The organism is Pseudarthrobacter sp. MOO13 (assembly GCF_058267655.1).
In genome coordinates this window covers 2,535,682-2,553,193 of sequence record NZ_CM177848.1, presented here as the reverse complement: position 1 = coordinate 2,553,193, position 17,512 = coordinate 2,535,682, and the positions used below count along the sequence as shown (strand labels likewise).

Sequence of the window (17,512 nt, the reverse complement as noted above, 5' to 3'; positions counted from 1 at the left end):
GGATGGCTGAGCTCAAGTCCGAAGCCACCAACACGGGTGCGCTGTGGGGCGGCCGGTTCGCCGGCGGCCCCGCGGACGCCCTCGCGGCGCTGAGCAAGTCCACGCACTTCGACTGGCGCCTGGCCCGTTACGACATAGCCGGCTCCAAGGCGCACGCGCGCGTGCTGCACAAGGCCGGACTGCTCGACGACGGCGAGCTGGCGGGGATGCTGGACGCCCTGGACCGCCTGGACGCGGACGTCGCCTCCGGCGCATACACCCCGGCCGAGTCTGACGAGGACGTGCACGGTTCGCTGGAACGCGGCCTGATCGAGCGCGCCGGCGCCCAGCTCGGCGGCAAGCTCCGCGCCGGCCGGTCGCGTAACGACCAGGTGGCCACTTTGGGCCGGATGTTCCTGCGCGACCATGCACGGATCATTGCCCGGGGCGTCTTGGCAACAGTGGATGCCCTGGTGGAGCAGGCCAAGGCGCACCACGGTGTTGCCATGCCGGGCCGCACCCACCTGCAGCACGCCCAGCCGGTCCTGCTCAGCCACCACCTGCTGGCCCACGCCTGGGCACTGCTGCGCGACGTGCAGCGGCTCCGGGACTGGGACAAGCGGGCCGGGGTCTCGCCCTACGGCTCCGGTGCGCTGGCCGGCTCCTCGTTGGGGCTGGACCCCGAAGCGGTGGCGGCTGACCTCGGGTTCTACTCGGCCACGCACAACTCGATCGACGGCACCGCGTCCCGCGACGTCTTCGCCGAGTTCGCCTGGGTTTGCTCGATGATCGGCGTGGACCTGTCCCGGATCTCAGAGGAAGTGATCTTCTGGGCCACGAAGGAGTTCTCCTTCGTCACCCTGCACGATTCCTATTCCACCGGCTCCTCGATCATGCCGCAGAAGAAGAACCCGGACGTGGCAGAGCTGGCCCGCGGCAAGGCAGGGCGCCTGATCGGCAACCTGACCGGGCTGCTGGCCACGCTTAAGGGCCTGCCGCTCGCGTACAACCGCGACCTGCAGGAGGACAAGGAACCGGTGTTCGACGCCGCCGACACCCTGGAGCTCTTGCTCCCGGCCGTCTCCGGCATGATCGCCACCCTAAAGTTCAATACGGAACGGATGGAGTCCCTGGCCCCGCAGGGTTTCGCGCTGGCCACGGACATCGCCGAGTGGCTGGTCCGCCAGGGCGTGCCGTTCCGCGAGGCGCACGAGCTCTCCGGTGCCGCGGTCAAGCAGGCCGAGTCCCGCGGCGTGGAGCTGTGGGATCTGACGGATGAGGAGTACGCCGCCATTTCGGAGCACCTCACGCCGGAGGTCCGCACGGTCCTGTCCACGGAAGGTTCGCTGAACAGCCGCAACTCCCAGGGCGGCACGGCACCGGCCGCCGTCGAACGCCAGCTTGTCGCCCTGGAGAGTGAACTCGCGGACGTCCGGGCGTACGCCGGCTGAAACGCCCGCTCGCTTCCTGCCGGTTTTGCGTCAACGCCCGCTCACTTTCTTTACGGAAGTGAGCGGGCGTTGGTAGTTCCACTGCAATATCTGAGCGGGCGTCGGGGGTAGGTGTGGGTGGTTGGGCTTGCTGAAACCCGCATGTGGCTAGGCTGGGTCCATGAGCGAAACGTTCCGGAAGTTCCTTCGCACGCTGCCCGATTTCCCGGCCGACCTGCCCGCCTTCCATCCCGGCAGTGCCCCGCGGGATCCGGCTTTGCTCTTCAAGCAATGGCTGGACGAGGCCTTGGACGCGGGGGAGCAACAGCCGCACGCGTTCAGCCTCGCCACGGTGGATGCCGCGTCCGGGGGCGGCCCGCAGCCTTCTTCCCGGATGCTGATCCTGAAGAACATTGACGACGACGGCTGGCACTTCGCCACGTCCCGCACCTCCCGCAAGGGCAGGGAACTCACGGCGGAGCCGAGGGCTGCGATGAACTTTTACTGGCCACGCCTGGGCCGGCAGGTCCGGCTCACCGGGACGGTGACCGGTCTCTCCGCCGAAGCCTCCAGCCTCGACTGGCACGAACGGCCCCGCGCAGACGGCACCGAAAACCCGAACTGGCAGCTCTATGCACTCCAGCCTCGCGAGATTGAGTTCTGGCAGGCAGCCGCCGACGGCCGGCACGTCCGGCACCGCGTTGGACCGGACGGAACACCGCTGGAATAGCCGCCGCCGCGCCGGGCCCTCCGCTAGGCTGACCGCATGACCTCACCTTCCCCTGCGGCGCTCCAAGCTGAACTGCACAAGGCCGCCGAGGCGCTTGCCGCCGCCCTGGACCGCCTTCCCGACGGCGGCGAAAAGGCGCCGTCAACGCTTCCAGGCTGGAGCCGCGGCCACTTGCTGGCCCACATCGCCGGCATCTGCGACGCCCTCGCCCGGCAGGTGGAGCACGGCCGCCGCGGCGAAAAGGTGGCGCTCTACGACGGCGGCGTAGAGGGACGCAACCGTGCCATCGATCTTGCAGCGGGGCACAGCCTCGGCCAGCACCGCGCCGACATCACCGCAGCCCTCCACCGGGCGCTGGCCGCCTTCGATGCTCTGACCGGTCCTGAGTGGCAGACGCCCATCGCCTTCCGCGACGGAGTCATCTACGACGCAGGCCTGGCGCTGTGGCGCGAACTTGTCATCCACACCTCGGACCTGGATGCCGGCACGGGCCCCGAAACCTGGAACGGCGCCTTCTGCTCGCACCTTTTCGACTTCCTGGCCGCCCGGGTTCCCACGGGAACCCGGCTGGTCCTGCAGCCCGTTGCCCTGCCGCCGATGGGACTCGGCGCCGGCGGCAGCACCGTCGTCGTCAGCGGCATGGTCACTGATATCGCCGCATGGCTCGCCGGCAGGCAGCCATCGCTGGACAGCCTGCGCGCCACCGCCGCCGGCGACGGGACGGACCTTCCGGAGCTGCTGCCCTGGCCTTCGGCGATGCCGGACCCCAAGTAGCCCTACGCGGCCTCGCGGGCCAGCAGGCTCTCCTTGATAGGCAGGCCCCAGCGGAACCCGCCCAAAGAGCCGTCAGTCCGGATCACCCGGTGGCATGGGACAAAAAGGGCCGCCGCGTTGAAGGCGCACGCACTGGCCGCCGCCCGCACTGCCTTGGGGTTCCCTGCCAGGGCCGCGTACTCGCTGTACGTCACCGGGAAACCCGGTTTGACCTCCCGCAGCACATCCCAGGCGTGCGCGCGGAACGGCCCGGACCGCTGCAGGACCGGGACGGCCATGGCGGGCGCCGGGTCGCCGTCGTAGAAGGCCTCGACGGCGGACGAGATTCCCGCCAGGCCGGCCACCTCCTCCACGTCCTCGGGACGCAGCGCGGGGTGGACCTGCCCGATCAATTCGGGCAGGCCGGCCGTCCAGCCCGAGGCCAGGACCATGCCGTCCCTGGCGAGGATGGTAAACGGACCGTCCGGGGTGGACAGTTGCAGCAGTTGGGCTTTCATGGCATCCCTTTCGCGGGGGTGGATGGAGTGGCGGGCCGTGCCGCGGCGCGCCACAAGTGCATGGTGGCGTAGGAACGCCAGGGGCTGGTTTCCCGGAAGTCCGGTGTGAGGGTGTGGCCTCCGGTGCCGAGGGCGCGGATGCCGTTCCGGACGGCGGCGTCGTTGGCGAGGAAGATGTCCGGGGCGCCCAGGACGCGCATTGCCACGTATCCCACCGTCCATGGTCCCACCCCCGGCAGGGGAAGCAGGGCCCCGGTGAGGCTTGGCACATCGTCGCCGTACCCGAATTCGAGCCGCCCGCCGGCCATCGCATCCGCCGCGTTCAGCAGCGATTCGATCCTTCGCCGGGGTCCGCGCAGCACATGCCCCGCTGCGGCGATCTGCGCCGGCGTCGGAAACAGCCGTTCCAGGCCCCCGCCGGGGTCGCTGGAGGGGCTGCCGGCGGCGGCCAGTTGCGTGAGTGCGGTCCGGGCGGCCGCCACCGTGATCTGCTGCCCCACCATGGCCCGCACCAACAGTTCCTGCGGGTCCAGCGCCCCGGGCAGCCTCATCCCGGGGGCAGCTGAAACGGAGTCCGCCAGCCGGGGGTCCGCAGCAAGCGTGCCGTCAATCGCTTCCGGGTCCGCGTCGAGGTCGAACAGCCGCCTCACGCGGCTCAGCAGCGCCGGAAGGTCGCGCAGGTCCACCGCGCCGACGGTGAGGGTCAGCGGCCGCCCCCGCGCGGCGTCGTCGTACTCCACCCGGAACCGGGCGTCGCCGTGCGGGAGGCGGAGGGTCCGGGCATAGGAGGTGGGCGTGCCCTCCTCGATTCCCGGAATGGCACGCACGGCCAGGAAGGAGAAAATACCGGTATCGAAGGGCGCCCGGTAGGGCAGGCTCAGGGTCAGGGCGGTGGCGCCCCCGGCGGCTGCCGGATGCCGGGTGGTCCGCCGCAGTGCCGTGGGGGTCAGGTCGAAGACTTCGGCAATGGTGTCGTTGAACTGCCGGATGCTGCTGAAACCGGCTGCGAAGGCCACATCCGCAAACTTCATGGACGTGGACACCAACAGGGTGCGCGCCGTCTGTGCCCTCGCCGCCCGGGCCAGCGACAACGGACCGGCACCCAGTTCCTGGCCGAGGATGCGGTTGAGCTGCCGGGCGGAGTAGCCCAGCCGGGCAGCAAGACCCGCCACACCGTCCCGGTTGATGACGCCATCGTTGATCAGGCGCATCGCCCGGCCGGCAACGTCTTGGCGCACGTTCCATGCCGGTGTCCCCGGGACAGCCTCCGGCAGGCAACGTTTGCAGGCCCGGTACCCTGCCTCGTGGGCGGCCGCGGACGTCTCGTAGAACGTCACGTTCGATGCCTTTGGCGTCCGGGCCGGGCACGAGGGACGGCAATAGATCCCGGTGGTGCGGACGGCTGTGAAGAACTGGCCATCGAACCGGGGGTCGCGGGCATCGATTGCCCGGTAGCGCTGCCAGAAGTCCATGCCTCCATCCTGCCAGCCCCGCACCACTGCTACTAGCGGAAATCGGACATCGCCGTGGTTGGTGCCGGATGCCCGTTGGTTCCCGCGGGAACAGCGGATTTCTGGGTACAGTCGAGCAATGGATGAGAGCCCTTCAACCACCGGGCCGCTCCGGGATTTCCTGTCCGGGGACGCCCGGGAACTCGCGCCGCTGCTGCTTGGCGCCGTGCTGACCCACGAGTCCCGGGACGGCACCGTGTCCGTGCGGTTGACCGAGGTGGAGGCCTACCTTGGGCCGGAGGACTCCCTGCATCCCGATCCCGGCTCGCACACCTACCGCGGCCCGACGCCCCGCAACGCGCCGATGTTCGGTCCCGCCGGGCACCTCTACGTCTACTTCACCTACGGCATGCATCACTGCACCAACATCGTGTGCGGACCCGACGGGGTGGCTTCCGCCCTGCTGCTGCGGGCCGGGGAAATCGTCGGCGGGCTGGACGTGGCGCAACGCCGGCGTCCGACGTCGAAAACCCCCGCCGACCTTGCCAGCGGCCCGGCCCGCCTGGCCAAGGCGCTGGGCATGACGACGGCGGACAGCGGCCGGGATGCGCTGGCACCGCCGTTCGGGCTGGAGCTTCCCTCCGGTCCGGCCGGTCCCGTCAGCTCCGGTCCGCGGGTGGGCGTGGCCGGGGCCGGGGGATCGGACCGCTACGCCTGGCGGTTCTGGCTCACCGGCGACCCCACGGTTTCCAAATACAAGGCAGCCAAACCGCGGACCCGGAGGCCCGCGGCCGGTGGGCCGCCCGGGGCCGGCACGTTTCGCCTGCGTTAATCGAAATGGCTGTAGAATGGACGGTCTGTCTTTCGCGATAGGGGAACGTTGATGCTCGACGCCGAATTGGCCCACGAACGGGACTATGTTGCCGGCCTGTATGCCCGGCTGGAGGAGCTCCGTGAGGAAAAGCGCCGCCAACTGGCGCAGGTCCGCCGTGCCGGAGCCGTGGGCACCATGCAGAACGTTTCCGAACGTGATGCGTTCGCCGCACTGTATGAGGACCGCCTGGCCCAGCTGGACGCCGTGGATGACCGGCTGGTGTTCGGCCGGCTGGACCTGGATTCCGGCGAGGCCCAGTACATCGGGCGTATCGGGCTGACCACCGAGGACCTGCAGCGGTTGATGGTGGACTGGCGGGCACCCGAGGCCGGCCACTTCTACCAGGCCACCGCCTTCGACCGGCAGGGTGTGCGGCGCCGCCGGCACCTGATCCTGCAGGGCCGCGACGTCAAAGCCATCGAGGACGACGTCCTTGACGCAGGCATGCTGACGGACGCCGAATCGCTCCAGGGCGAAGGGGCCCTGCTTGCCGCCCTGAACTCCAAGCGGACCGGCCGGATGTCGGACATCGTCAGCACCATCCAGTCCGAGCAGGACCGCATCATCCGGTCCTCGATCTCCGGTGCCGTGGTGGTCCAGGGCGGCCCCGGCACGGGCAAGACCGCCGTGGCGCTGCACCGCGCCGCCTACCTGCTCTACACCCATCGTGACCGGCTCAAAAGCGCCGGCGTCCTGCTGGTGGGGCCGTCGTCGTCGTTCATGAAATACATCGAACGGGTGCTGCCCTCGCTCGGCGAGACGGGGGTTGTCATGGCCAGCGTTGGCCGCTTGATGCCGGGCATCCACGCCGTGCCCGAAACCAACGCCGACGTGGCGGCCATCAAGGGGCGCCTGGACATGGCCGCCATCGTGGCCAACGCCGTGTCCAACCGGATGCGTGTCCCCGCCCGGAACCGGATCCTCGAGGTGGACGGGCGCAAGCTGACCTTGACGCCCCGGCAGGTCCGTCGTGCCCGGGAACGTGCACGCGCCACCGGGAAGCCGTACAACGAGGCCCGGGTGACGTTCGTCAAGATCCTGCTGCGCGAGCTGACCGAGGAGATGACCGAACTCGTTGAGGCCGGGAGCATCGGGAACAATGCGGACCGCTCGTACCTGGCCGAGGATGTGCGCACTGCCCGGGACGTGCGGATTGCGCTGAACTTGTGCTGGATGCCGATGACTCCGGAAAAGCTGATCTCGGACCTCTTCAGCAAGCCGGAAATCCTGGAATTCTGCACCCCCAACATGACACCGGAGGAGCGGGCGCTGCTGCTGCGCCCCGCCGACGCTCCCTGGACCGAGCCGGACGTGCCGCTGCTGGATGAGGCCGCCGAGCTGCTGGGCGAGCTGGACCCGGCCGCCGGACGGGGGCTGGCCCAGCAGGAGCACGACCGGGCCCGGGACCTTGCCAACGCAAAACAGACCCTGGTCAACATGCAGGCTGCCGGCGTGGACCCGCTGATGTCCGCTGAGGAGCTTGCTGAACAGAACCAGGAGCAGGGCGCCCGGCAGACCGCTGCCGAGCGTGCCACGAGTGACCGGACCTGGGCATTCGGGCACATCGTGGTGGACGAGGCGCAGGAACTCTCGCCCATGCAGTGGCGGCTGCTGGTCCGGCGCTGCCCGCTGAAGTCCTTCACCATCGTGGGGGACATCGCCCAGACCAGTTCCGTGGCCGGTGCCAACTCCTGGCAGGGCGCACTGGCCCCGATGTTCGGTGACCGGTGGCAGCTGGAAGAGTTGACGGTCAATTACCGTACGCCGTCCCAGATCGCCGAGGCCGCGGTCAGAATGGCCAACGCCGCCGGCCTGGTGGTGTCCGCTCCCAAGGCCGTACGTGAAGGACGCTGGTCACCCATCATCGATGAGGTTGCTGCCGGCGGCGTGGTGGACCGGCTTCTCGAGGTCCTTCCGGAGGAGTTGGGAGCGCTCGACGGCGGCCTGCTCGCCGTCATCGCCGACGGTGACCTCCTGCCCCAGGCAACTTCCGCCCTGCGTGCGGCCTACGGCCGGCGGATCGGTACCGGCGCGGGAAGCTACGAACAGGACATCGTGGTAATCAGCCCGCGCGAGGCGAAGGGACTGGAGTTCGACGGTGTGGTGGTGCTGGAACCTTCCGTCATGCTCAACCACGAGCACGGCAAGGTGGGGGATCTCTACGTTGCCATGACCCGCGCCACGCAGCGGCTCCGGTTGATTGCCGCAGAACCTGTACCGGCCGGAATAGCCGGCTGACCGGGGTCCCGGCGTTACTGCTAACTTAGGAAGCGTGCCTGAACTGAACAACCTCGAACCGCAGCGCAACGACCCCACTTTCGCCAACATTTGGCAGGAACTGAAGTGGCGTGGGCTGGTCCATGTCTCCACGGACGAAGCAGAGCTGGAGAAGCTCCTCGCCAATGGGCCGGTCACCTACTATTGCGGCTTCGACCCCACCGCGCCGAGCCTGCACCTGGGCAACCTGGTCCAGCTGCTGGTCATGCGGCGGCTCCAGCTGGCCGGGCATAAACCGCTGGGGCTGGTTGGCGGTTCCACCGGCATGATCGGCGATCCCCGTCCGACGGCGGAGCGCACCTTGAACACCAAGGACACGGTTGCGGAGTGGGTCGGCTACCTCCAGGCCCAAGTCAGCCGCTTCCTCAGCTTTGAAGGGGACAACGCTGCAAGGATCGTGAACAACCTGGACTGGACGGCGCCGTTGAGCGCCATCGACTTCCTGCGTGAAGTGGGCAAGCACTTCCGGGTGGGCACCATGCTGCGCAAGGACGCTGTGGCCTCCCGGCTGAACTCCGATGAAGGCATCAGCTACACCGAATTCAGCTACCAGATCCTGCAGGGCATGGACTACCTCCAGCTCTACCGCGACTACGGCTGCGTACTGCAGACCGGCGGCTCCGACCAGTGGGGCAACCTCACCAGCGGTACGGAGCTGATCCGCAAGGTGGAGGGCAAGAGCGTACACGCCCTCGGCACTCCCTTGATCACCAACTCCGATGGAACCAAGTTCGGCAAGAGCGAGGGCAACGCCATTTGGCTCGATGCCGGCATGTGCAGCCCGTATGCGTTCTACCAGTTCTGGCTCAACACGTCCGATGCCGACGTCGTGGACCGGCTCAAGGTCTTCACCTTCCTGACGCGGGCCGAGATCGAAGAGATCGCAGTTTCGGTGGCGGAGCGTCCCTTTGCCAGGGAAGGCCAGCGGAAGTTGGCTTTCGAGGTCACCTCGCTGGTGCATGGCGTCGACGCCACCGAGAAGGTCATTGCCGCCTCGGCGGCGCTCTTTGGCAACGGCGACCTGGCCGCGCTGGACAAGGCAACCCTGCAGGCGGCAACCTCCGAACTTCCCACCACCACGGTGCAGGTGGACGGGATGGGAATCGTCGACCTCCTGGTTGCGTCCGGACTTTCCGAAAGCAAGTCGGCTGCCCGGAGAACCGTGGGGGAGGGCGGCGCCTACGTCAACAACGAGAAAGTCTCGGATCCTGAGGCCGTGATTTCCGAGTCTGAACTCCTGCATGGCCAGTATTTGCTCCTGCGCAGGGGCAAGAAGAACCTGGCCACGGTTGAGGTGCTGGTTCCCTAGCACCTTCGGATGCTTGATGCACGCCTCTCGGCAGCCGATTTGCACGGCCGCCGGGGGGCGTGTATTGTTTTCTGAGTCGCCGCCGCTGAGTGGCGACAACCCCCAACTGATGAGAAGCAATTCTTACCGCGCACAGCGTGGAACTGGAGAAATTGCTTCCCATTCTGCTGGGCGGATTCATTCCACCGAGTGAATTCCGGAAAAATAACCGGATTTGCGAAAGTGAATATGAATGAAATAAGATGGAAACATCGCAGCGAAGAAATACGGAATATATAGTTCAGTTTACTGAATTTCTTCCGGGAATATTCGAATGTGTCTGTTGTTTGAGAACTCAATAGTGTGCCAAGTTTGTTGATACCAATTGTTTTATGGATTGGTTGAATTGACTGGATCCGCCACCCCGTGGTGTGGTCTGGTTTTTACAGCTGGTTTCAAATTTTGTGCAGCCGGGTGTGGTGTTATTTCCACCTGCTTGGTTGTGTCTGTTTTTCTTCAACGGAGAGTTTGATCCTGGCTCAGGATGAACGCTGGCGGCGTGCTTAACACATGCAAGTCGAACGATGAACTGGTGCTTGCACTGGGGATTAGTGGCGAACGGGTGAGTAACACGTGAGTAACCTGCCCTTGACTCTGGGATAAGCCTGGGAAACTGGGTCTAATACCGGATATGACCTTCCATCGCATGGTGGTTGGTGGAAAGCTTTTGTGGTTTTGGATGGACTCGCGGCCTATCAGCTTGTTGGTGGGGTAATGGCCTACCAAGGCGACGACGGGTAGCCGGCCTGAGAGGGTGACCGGCCACACTGGGACTGAGACACGGCCCAGACTCCTACGGGAGGCAGCAGTGGGGAATATTGCACAATGGGCGGAAGCCTGATGCAGCGACGCCGCGTGAGGGATGACGGCCTTCGGGTTGTAAACCTCTTTCAGTAGGGAAGAAGCGAAAGTGACGGTACCTGCAGAAGAAGCGCCGGCTAACTACGTGCCAGCAGCCGCGGTAATACGTAGGGCGCAAGCGTTATCCGGAATTATTGGGCGTAAAGAGCTCGTAGGCGGTTTGTCGCGTCTGCCGTGAAAGTCCGGGGCTCAACTCCGGATCTGCGGTGGGTACGGGCAGACTAGAGTGATGTAGGGGAGACTGGAATTCCTGGTGTAGCGGTGAAATGCGCAGATATCAGGAGGAACACCGATGGCGAAGGCAGGTCTCTGGGCATTAACTGACGCTGAGGAGCGAAAGCATGGGGAGCGAACAGGATTAGATACCCTGGTAGTCCATGCCGTAAACGTTGGGCACTAGGTGTGGGGGACATTCCACGTTTTCCGCGCCGTAGCTAACGCATTAAGTGCCCCGCCTGGGGAGTACGGCCGCAAGGCTAAAACTCAAAGGAATTGACGGGGGCCCGCACAAGCGGCGGAGCATGCGGATTAATTCGATGCAACGCGAAGAACCTTACCAAGGCTTGACATGAACCGGTAATACCTGGAAACAGGTGCCCCGCTTGCGGTCGGTTTACAGGTGGTGCATGGTTGTCGTCAGCTCGTGTCGTGAGATGTTGGGTTAAGTCCCGCAACGAGCGCAACCCTCGTTCTATGTTGCCAGCACGTGATGGTGGGGACTCATAGGAGACTGCCGGGGTCAACTCGGAGGAAGGTGGGGACGACGTCAAATCATCATGCCCCTTATGTCTTGGGCTTCACGCATGCTACAATGGCCGGTACAAAGGGTTGCGATACTGTGAGGTGGAGCTAATCCCAAAAAGCCGGTCTCAGTTCGGATTGGGGTCTGCAACTCGACCCCATGAAGTCGGAGTCGCTAGTAATCGCAGATCAGCAACGCTGCGGTGAATACGTTCCCGGGCCTTGTACACACCGCCCGTCAAGTCACGAAAGTTGGTAACACCCGAAGCCGGTGGCCTAACCCCTTGTGGGAGGGAGCTGTCGAAGGTGGGACTGGCGATTGGGACTAAGTCGTAACAAGGTAGCCGTACCGGAAGGTGCGGCTGGATCACCTCCTTTCTAAGGAGCACCTACAACGGTTGCTGTCCCGTGTATGCGGGGTGGTGGTGTTGTCAGGAGTAAAGGCCCGTTTCGCGGACGAGTGTTTCGTGGCGGGTGCTCAAGGGTGGAATATCAACAAATAGCGGTCGTGGTGTTTTCTGCTTGTCTTAGTACGAGCCAGTGATGGTTCTGGAACGGTGGGTGGGTGATGGCGCGGTTTAGTGTTTGGCACACTGTTGGGTCCTGAGGCAACAGGGCCACGGACGGCTCCTGCCTGTTTGGGTGGGGGTTGTTGGTGGGTTTGTTTGTTTCTGGTTTCCTGGCTGCATCGATCATGCATGGGTGCGTCTGCTGTTGCGGGCGTGGTGTGTGGGGTGTGTGGTTTGGGGTTGTTGTTTGAGAACTACATAGTGGACGCGAGCATCTTGTATAAGAAGCAATTTCCAAGAATATGAACCTGGATCTGGCTGCGCTGTTGATGCCCTTTGTGGGTGTTGGGGTGTGGTTGGTTTTTGTGGTTCTCTCGAGAAATTTTTTTGATCTTTGTGGTCAAGTTTTTAAGAGCACACGGTGGATGCCTTGGCATTAGGAGCCGAAGAAGGACGTAGGAATCTGCGATAAGCCTGGGGGAGTCGATAACCGGACTGTGATCCCAGGGTGTCCGAATGGGGAAACCCCGCCAAGCGCGCGAGTGACTTGGTGACCCGTACCTGAACACATAGGGTGCGTGGGGGGAACGCGGGGAAGTGAAACATCTCAGTACCCGCAGGAAGAGAAAACAATAGTGATTCCGTTAGTAGTGGCGAGCGAACGCGGATCAGGCTAAACCGTTCCATGTGTGATAGCCGGCGGGCGTTGCATGGTCGGGGTTGTGGGACTTTCCATACCAGTTCTGCCGGGCTGGTGGGGTGTGATGTGCGCGCATAGGTGAACGGTTTTGAAAGGCCGGCCAGAGAGGGTGTTAGTCCCGTAACCGTAATGTGTTTGTGCCGCCTGTGAGAGTATCCCAAGTAGTACGGGGCCCGAGAAATCCCGTGCGAATCTGTCAGGACCACCTGATAAGCCTAAATACTCCCTAATGACCGATAGCGGACCAGTACCGTGAGGGAAAGGTGAAAAGTACCCCGGGAGGGGAGTGAAACAGTACCTGAAACCGTGTGCTTACAATCCGTCGGAGCCAGTCTGATTCTGGTGACGGCGTGCCTTTTGAAGAATGAGCCTGCGAGTTAGTGTTACGTCGCGAGGTTAACCCGTGTGGGGCAGCCGTAGCGAAAGCGAGTCTGAATAGGGCGTTGCAGTGGCGTGATCTAGACCCGAAGCGAAGTGATCTACCCATGGCCAGGTTGAAGCGACGGTAAGACGTCGTGGAGGACCGAACCCACTTCAGTTGAAAATGGAGGGGATGAGCTGTGGGTAGGGGTGAAAGGCCAATCAAACTTCGTGATAGCTGGTTCTCCCCGAAATGCATTTAGGTGCAGCGTTGCGTGTTTCTTGCTGGAGGTAGAGCTACTGGATGGCTAATGGGCCCTACAAGGTTACTGACGTCAGCCAAACTCCGAATGCCGGTAAGTGAGAGCGCAGCAGTGAGACTGTGGGGGATAAGCTTCATAGTCGAGAGGGAAACAGCCCAGACCACCAACTAAGGCCCCTAAGCGTGTGCTAAGTGGGAAAGGATGTGGAGTTGCCCAGACAACCAGGAGGTTGGCTTAGAAGCAGCCACCCTTAAAAGAGTGCGTAATAGCTCACTGGTCAAGTGATTCCGCGCCGACAATGTAGCGGGGCTCAAGTACACCGCCGAAGTTGTGGCATTCAAACATTTACTAAGCCTTCGTGGTTCAGGTGTTTGGATGGGTAGGGGAGCGTCGTGTGGGCGGTGAAGTCGCGGTGTAAACCAGCGGTGGAGCCTACACGAGTGAGAATGCAGGCATGAGTAGCGAAAGACGGGTGAGAAACCCGTCCGCCGAATGATCAAGGGTTCCAGGGTCAAGCTAATCTGCCCTGGGTAAGTCGGGACCTAAGGCGAGGCCGACAGGCGTAGTCGATGGACAACGGGTTGATATTCCCGTACCGGCGAAAAACCGTCCATGTTGAACAGGGGATACTAACCGCCCGAGACCTGCCCGCTCACCCTTGTGGTGTTGTGGGTTTTGGTGGAGCGCGGGACCTGATCCTGGGAGGCAAGCGTATTAACAGGTGTGACGCAGGAAGGTAGCCGAGCCGGGCGATGGTTGTCCCGGTCTAAGGATGTAGGGCGAGTGGTAGGCAAATCCGCCACTCATGGTGCCTGAGATCTGATGGGACCCCCGTTTGGGGGGATTTGGTGATCCTATGCTGCCGAGAAAAGCATCGACGCGAGGTTTTAGCCGCCCGTACCCCAAACCGACACAGGTGATCAGGTAGAGAATACTAAGGCGATCGAGAGAATTATGGTTAAGGAACTCGGCAAAATGCCCCCGTAACTTCGGGAGAAGGGGGGCCCCAACCTTGATACACCTTCGCGGTGTGGAGGGGATCGGGGCCGCAGAGACCAGGGGGAAGCGACTGTTTACTAAAAACACAGGTCCGTGCGAAGTCGCAAGACGATGTATACGGACTGACTCCTGCCCGGTGCTGGAAGGTTAAGAGGACCGGTTAGCCTCACGGCGAAGCTGAGAATTTAAGCCCCAGTAAACGGCGGTGGTAACTATAACCATCCTAAGGTAGCGAAATTCCTTGTCGGGTAAGTTCCGACCTGCACGAATGGAGTAACGACTTCCCCGCTGTCTCAACCATAAACTCGGCGAAATTGCAGTACGAGTAAAGATGCTCGTTACGCGCAGCAGGACGGAAAGACCCCGAGACCTTTACTATAGTTTGGTATTGGTGTTCGGAGTGGCTTGTGTAGGATAGGTGGGAGACGTTGAAGCCCGGACGCCAGTTCGGGTGGAGTCATCGTTGAAATACCACTCTGGTCACTTTGGACATCTAACTTCGGCCCGTAATCCGGGTCAGGGACAGTGCCTGATGGGTAGTTTAACTGGGGCGGTTGCCTCCTAAAAAGTAACGGAGGCGCCCAAAGGTTCCCTCAGCCTGGTTGGCAATCAGGTGTCGAGTGTAAGTGCACAAGGGAGCTTGACTGTGAGAGAGACATCTCGAGCAGGGACGAAAGTCGGGACTAGTGATCCGGCGGTACATTGTGGAATGGCCGTCGCTCAACGGATAAAAGGTACCTCGGGGATAACAGGCTGATCTTGCCCAAGAGTCCATATCGACGGCATGGTTTGGCACCTCGATGTCGGCTCGTCGCATCCTGGGGCTGGAGTAGGTCCCAAGGGTTGGGCTGTTCGCCCATTAAAGCGGTACGCGAGCTGGGTTTAGAACGTCGTGAGACAGTTCGGTCCCTATCCGCTGCGCGCGCAGGAAATTTGAGAAGGGCTGTCCTTAGTACGAGAGGACCGGGACGGACGAACCTCTGGTGTGTCAGTTGTACTGCCAAGTGCACCGCTGATTAGCTACGTTCGGATGGGATAACCGCTGAAAGCATCTAAGCGGGAAGCTCGCTTCAAGATGAGATTTCCATACACTTTATGTGTGAGAGGCCCCCAGCCAGACCACTGGGTTGATAGGCCGGATGTGGAAGCGAGGACTAACGACTCGTGAAGCTGACCGGTACTAATAGGCCAACAACTTACACCACACAGATACATACAAATTCTGCTTGCGTCCACTATGTGGTTCCCAACCAACAACCCCGACAACACCCGGGGTTTGATACGGCACGGAACCAACAACTGAATAACAACACCACACATGTTGTAACCACACAGTCTTCCCACCAACCCCAGGGTTGGGACGGGTAACAAGGTTACGGCGGTCATAGCGTGGGGGAAACGCCCGGTCCCATTCCGAACCCGGAAGCTAAGACCCACAGCGCCGATGGTACTGCACCCGGGAGGGTGTGGGAGAGTAGGACACCGCCGGACACACACATTGGTCGAGGCCCCAACCACACGGTTGGGGCCTCCCACATTTAAAAACACCACCACCCACCACACGCCCACGCCCGCTCACCCCCGACACTTAACCCCGCAACCCCCGCCCACATCTGAGCGGGCGTTGGGGGAGAAGCTGCAGGAAGTGAGCGGGCGTCGGGGTTGGAGCTGCAGGATCTGAGCGGGCGTTCGGGTTGAGGCTGCAGGATGTGAGCGGGCGTTCGGAGCACGAGCCAGGCCTCATCTGTGAAGATTGCCACGATTCGGCCGTCAAGGCTTTCGCCGTCCCGGGGGATTTGGCGTCTCCACTAGAATTGATGAAGATACACGGACTTCGAAGCGCTTGATTTCGGGTTGCGTAGGAAACAAAACGAGCGGCTGCAGTTGCGCCAGTGGTCGGCTCATAACAGGAGGAATCCAAATGGCCGAGCACAACGGTGGCAACCGCGGCAATGACCGGGGGGCCTTCCGGGGCAACAACAATTCCGGCGGGGACCCTCGCGGGTTCCGCTCCAGGTCGGACCGTGACCCCCGTGGCGGTTCTGCAGGTGGCGGGGATCGTGATAGTAAGCCGTTTGGTGATCGTCCGCGCCGTGACGGTGAAGGGGATCGTCGCGGATTCAGCGGTGGTGGTGATCGTGATCGTAAGCCTTTCGGTGATCGTGATCGTAAGCCGTTTGGTGATCGTCCGCGTCGTGATGGCGAGGGGGATCGTCGTGGATTCAGCGGCGGCGGTGACCGTGACCGTAAGCCGTTCGGTGACCGTGACCGTAAGCCGTTCGGTGACCGTGACCGTAAGCCGTTCGGTGACCGTCCCCGTCGCGATGGCGAGGGTGACCGCCGCGGATTCAGCGGCGGCGGTGACCGTGACCGTAAGCCGTTCGGGGATCGTCCGCGTCGTGATGGCGAGGGGGATCGTCGTGGATTCAGCGGCGGCGGTGACCGTGACCGTAAGCCGTTCGGTGACCGCGATCGTAAGCCGTTTGGTGACCGTCCCCGTCGCGATGGTGAGGGTGACCGACGTGGATTCAGCGGGGGCGAGAACCGCAAGCCGTTCGGGGACCGCCAGGACCGCGCGCCCCGTAGTTTCGATCGTGGAGACTCCCGTTCAGACTCCGGGCGGGGCGGCTCGGGTCCCCGTGGCTTCGGCCGTGACCGCCAGGAGGAGCGCCCCGTCCGCGTGCCGAACGCAGCCGATCTCCGCAGCGCCAACCGGCCGGACCGCGAACGTTCGCCCGAAATCGATGAGGACGTCACGGGCAAGGAACTGGACCGCGCCACCCACCACCAGATCAAGACCCTCGAGCCGAAGAGCGCTGAGTGGGTGGCCCGCCACCTGGTGATGGCCGGCCGGTTGATCGATGACGAACCTGAGCTGGCGTTCCAGCATGCCCTCGCCGCGAGCCGGCGTGGTGGACGGCTTGCGGCCGTCCGTGAAGCGGTGGGCCTGACCGCCTACGCCGCCGGGCATTACGGCGAGGCGCTCCGCGAATTCCGCACGTTCCGCCGGATCAGCGGCTCCAACGTCCACCTACCTGTCATGGCCGACTGCGAACGCGGCCTGGGACGTCCGGACAGGGCGCTGGACGTTGCCCGTTCCGAGGAAGCCCAGGACCTTGACGCACCCGGCAAAGTGGAACTGGCTATCGTCGCCGCCGGCGCCCGCACCGACCTCGGCCAGCTGGATGCCGCTGTAGCCGAGCTCGAGATCCAGCAGCTGGACATCAACCGCGCATTCTCCTACAGCCCGCGGCTGTTCCGCGCCTACGCTGACGCCCTCGCCGCTGTTGGCCGCCAAGCAGAGTCGGAGAAGTGGAGCAGGCAGGCCGTCGTTGCCGAAAACGCCCTCGGCCAGGGCGTCGATGAAGAACCCGAAATCATCGACCTCGGCTGGGACGAAGAGGAAGAAGCCCGGGAAGAAGCCGAACGCCGTAAGCTGCTGGACCGTGCGTCCGCGTCCCCGGAAGCACGGGGCTCCGAAACCGAAGACGCCGCCGCTCCTTCCCCGGAAAGCGCCCAGGCTGGTCGCGCCACCGCGGCCAAGACGGTCCAGGACAGCAACCTCGACGACCAGGACGCCGACTACTTCGTCTCCGACGACGCCGAATCCGACCCGGACTCGGTGGAAGAGGACGAGCTTGTTACCGATGCCTCGGAACAAAGCCACGAAGACGGGGCAGCCAGCGCCCAGCACTCCGACGAACGCCGGGAGGACTGAC

The 17,512-nt window shown here is 63.5% G+C and carries 9 protein-coding genes and 3 rRNA genes; 10 read left to right on the top strand and 2 right to left on the bottom strand.

The annotated features are described in order from the left end of the window. The first annotated feature begins 2 nt into the window (after positions 1–2). The 3 genes from argH to AC4EEO_RS11725 all read left to right on the top strand — a co-directional run bounded on the left by argH (position 3) and on the right by AC4EEO_RS11725 (position 2,913). A complete protein-coding gene (gene argH / locus AC4EEO_RS11735) occupies positions 3–1,430 on the top strand; it encodes an argininosuccinate lyase (RefSeq protein ID WP_491338895.1) in 1,428 nt (475 codons plus the stop codon). A gap of 160 nt (positions 1,431–1,590) precedes the next feature. Next, positions 1,591–2,139: a pyridoxine/pyridoxamine 5'-phosphate oxidase gene (locus AC4EEO_RS11730; RefSeq protein WP_491338894.1), complete on the top strand. Its 549-nt coding sequence runs from the start codon at positions 1,591–1,593 to the stop codon at positions 2,137–2,139. A gap of 36 nt (positions 2,140–2,175) precedes the next feature. Beyond that, positions 2,176–2,913, top strand: coding sequence for a maleylpyruvate isomerase family mycothiol-dependent enzyme (locus tag AC4EEO_RS11725; protein WP_133832568.1), 738 nt, complete (start codon positions 2,176–2,178; stop codon positions 2,911–2,913). Positions 2,914–2,915: 2 nt separating this feature from the next. Here AC4EEO_RS11725 and AC4EEO_RS11720 read toward each other — a convergent pair whose 3' ends face one another. Both AC4EEO_RS11720 and AC4EEO_RS11715 read right to left on the bottom strand, forming a co-directional pair. Continuing rightward, a complete protein-coding gene (locus tag AC4EEO_RS11720; RefSeq protein ID WP_133832567.1) occupies positions 2,916–3,410 on the bottom strand; it encodes a methylated-DNA--[protein]-cysteine S-methyltransferase in 495 nt (164 codons plus the stop codon). Beyond that, the gene (locus AC4EEO_RS11715; protein ID WP_491338893.1) at positions 3,407–4,882 is read right to left on the bottom strand and encodes an AlkA N-terminal domain-containing protein; all 1,476 of its coding nucleotides are present in this window, start codon (positions 4,880–4,882) and stop codon (positions 3,407–3,409) included. Before AC4EEO_RS11715 ends, AC4EEO_RS11720 begins: the two co-directional genes overlap by 4 nt. 118 nt (positions 4,883–5,000) lie before the next feature. On the opposite strand from AC4EEO_RS11715, the gene AC4EEO_RS11710 reads away from it, so the two are divergent. The 7 genes from AC4EEO_RS11710 to AC4EEO_RS11680 all read left to right on the top strand — a co-directional run bounded on the left by AC4EEO_RS11710 (position 5,001) and on the right by AC4EEO_RS11680 (position 17,511). Further along, positions 5,001–5,693: a DNA-3-methyladenine glycosylase gene (locus tag AC4EEO_RS11710; protein ID WP_018763584.1), complete on the top strand. Its 693-nt coding sequence runs from the start codon at positions 5,001–5,003 to the stop codon at positions 5,691–5,693. 51 nt (positions 5,694–5,744) lie between these two features. After that, positions 5,745–7,973: a HelD family protein gene (locus AC4EEO_RS11705; protein WP_133832564.1), complete on the top strand. Its 2,229-nt coding sequence runs from the start codon at positions 5,745–5,747 to the stop codon at positions 7,971–7,973. Positions 7,974–8,007: 34 nt separating this feature from the next. Beyond that, positions 8,008–9,321, top strand: a complete 1,314-nt coding sequence (tyrS, locus tag AC4EEO_RS11700) for a tyrosine--tRNA ligase (RefSeq protein ID WP_018763582.1) — start codon at positions 8,008–8,010, stop codon at positions 9,319–9,321. Between the two features lie 495 nt (positions 9,322–9,816). Further along, a 16S ribosomal RNA gene (locus tag AC4EEO_RS11695) occupies positions 9,817–11,340 on the top strand. Positions 11,341–11,869: 529 nt separating this feature from the next. Next, a 23S ribosomal RNA gene (locus AC4EEO_RS11690) occupies positions 11,870–14,998 on the top strand. Positions 14,999–15,167: 169 nt separating this feature from the next. After that, positions 15,168–15,284, top strand: a 5S ribosomal RNA gene (gene rrf, locus AC4EEO_RS11685). The 16S, 23S and 5S rRNA genes sit together here, the layout of an rRNA operon. 1,189 nt (positions 15,285–16,473) lie before the next feature. Then, the gene (locus AC4EEO_RS11680) at positions 16,474–17,511 is read left to right on the top strand and encodes a hypothetical protein (protein ID WP_491338892.1); all 1,038 of its coding nucleotides are present in this window, start codon (positions 16,474–16,476) and stop codon (positions 17,509–17,511) included. The last annotated feature ends 1 nt before the right edge of the window (position 17,512 follow it).

Excerpts from the sequence above, each read along its gene's own strand:
- AC4EEO_RS11720 (WP_133832567.1), bottom strand. The coding sequence starts at position 3,410 with ATGAAAGCCCAACTGCTGCAACTGTCCACCCCGGACGGTCCGTTTACC.
- AC4EEO_RS11730 (WP_491338894.1), top strand. The coding sequence starts at position 1,591 with ATGAGCGAAACGTTCCGGAAGTTCCTTCGCACGCTGCCCGATTTCCCG.
- AC4EEO_RS11705 (WP_133832564.1), top strand. The coding sequence starts at position 5,745 with ATGCTCGACGCCGAATTGGCCCACGAACGGGACTATGTTGCCGGCCTG.
- AC4EEO_RS11715 (WP_491338893.1), bottom strand. The coding sequence starts at position 4,882 with ATGGACTTCTGGCAGCGCTACCGGGCAATCGATGCCCGCGACCCCCGG.
- AC4EEO_RS11710 (WP_018763584.1), top strand. The coding sequence starts at position 5,001 with ATGGATGAGAGCCCTTCAACCACCGGGCCGCTCCGGGATTTCCTGTCC.
- AC4EEO_RS11725 (WP_133832568.1), top strand. The coding sequence starts at position 2,176 with ATGACCTCACCTTCCCCTGCGGCGCTCCAAGCTGAACTGCACAAGGCC.
- argH (WP_491338895.1), top strand. The coding sequence starts at position 3 with ATGGCTGAGCTCAAGTCCGAAGCCACCAACACGGGTGCGCTGTGGGGC.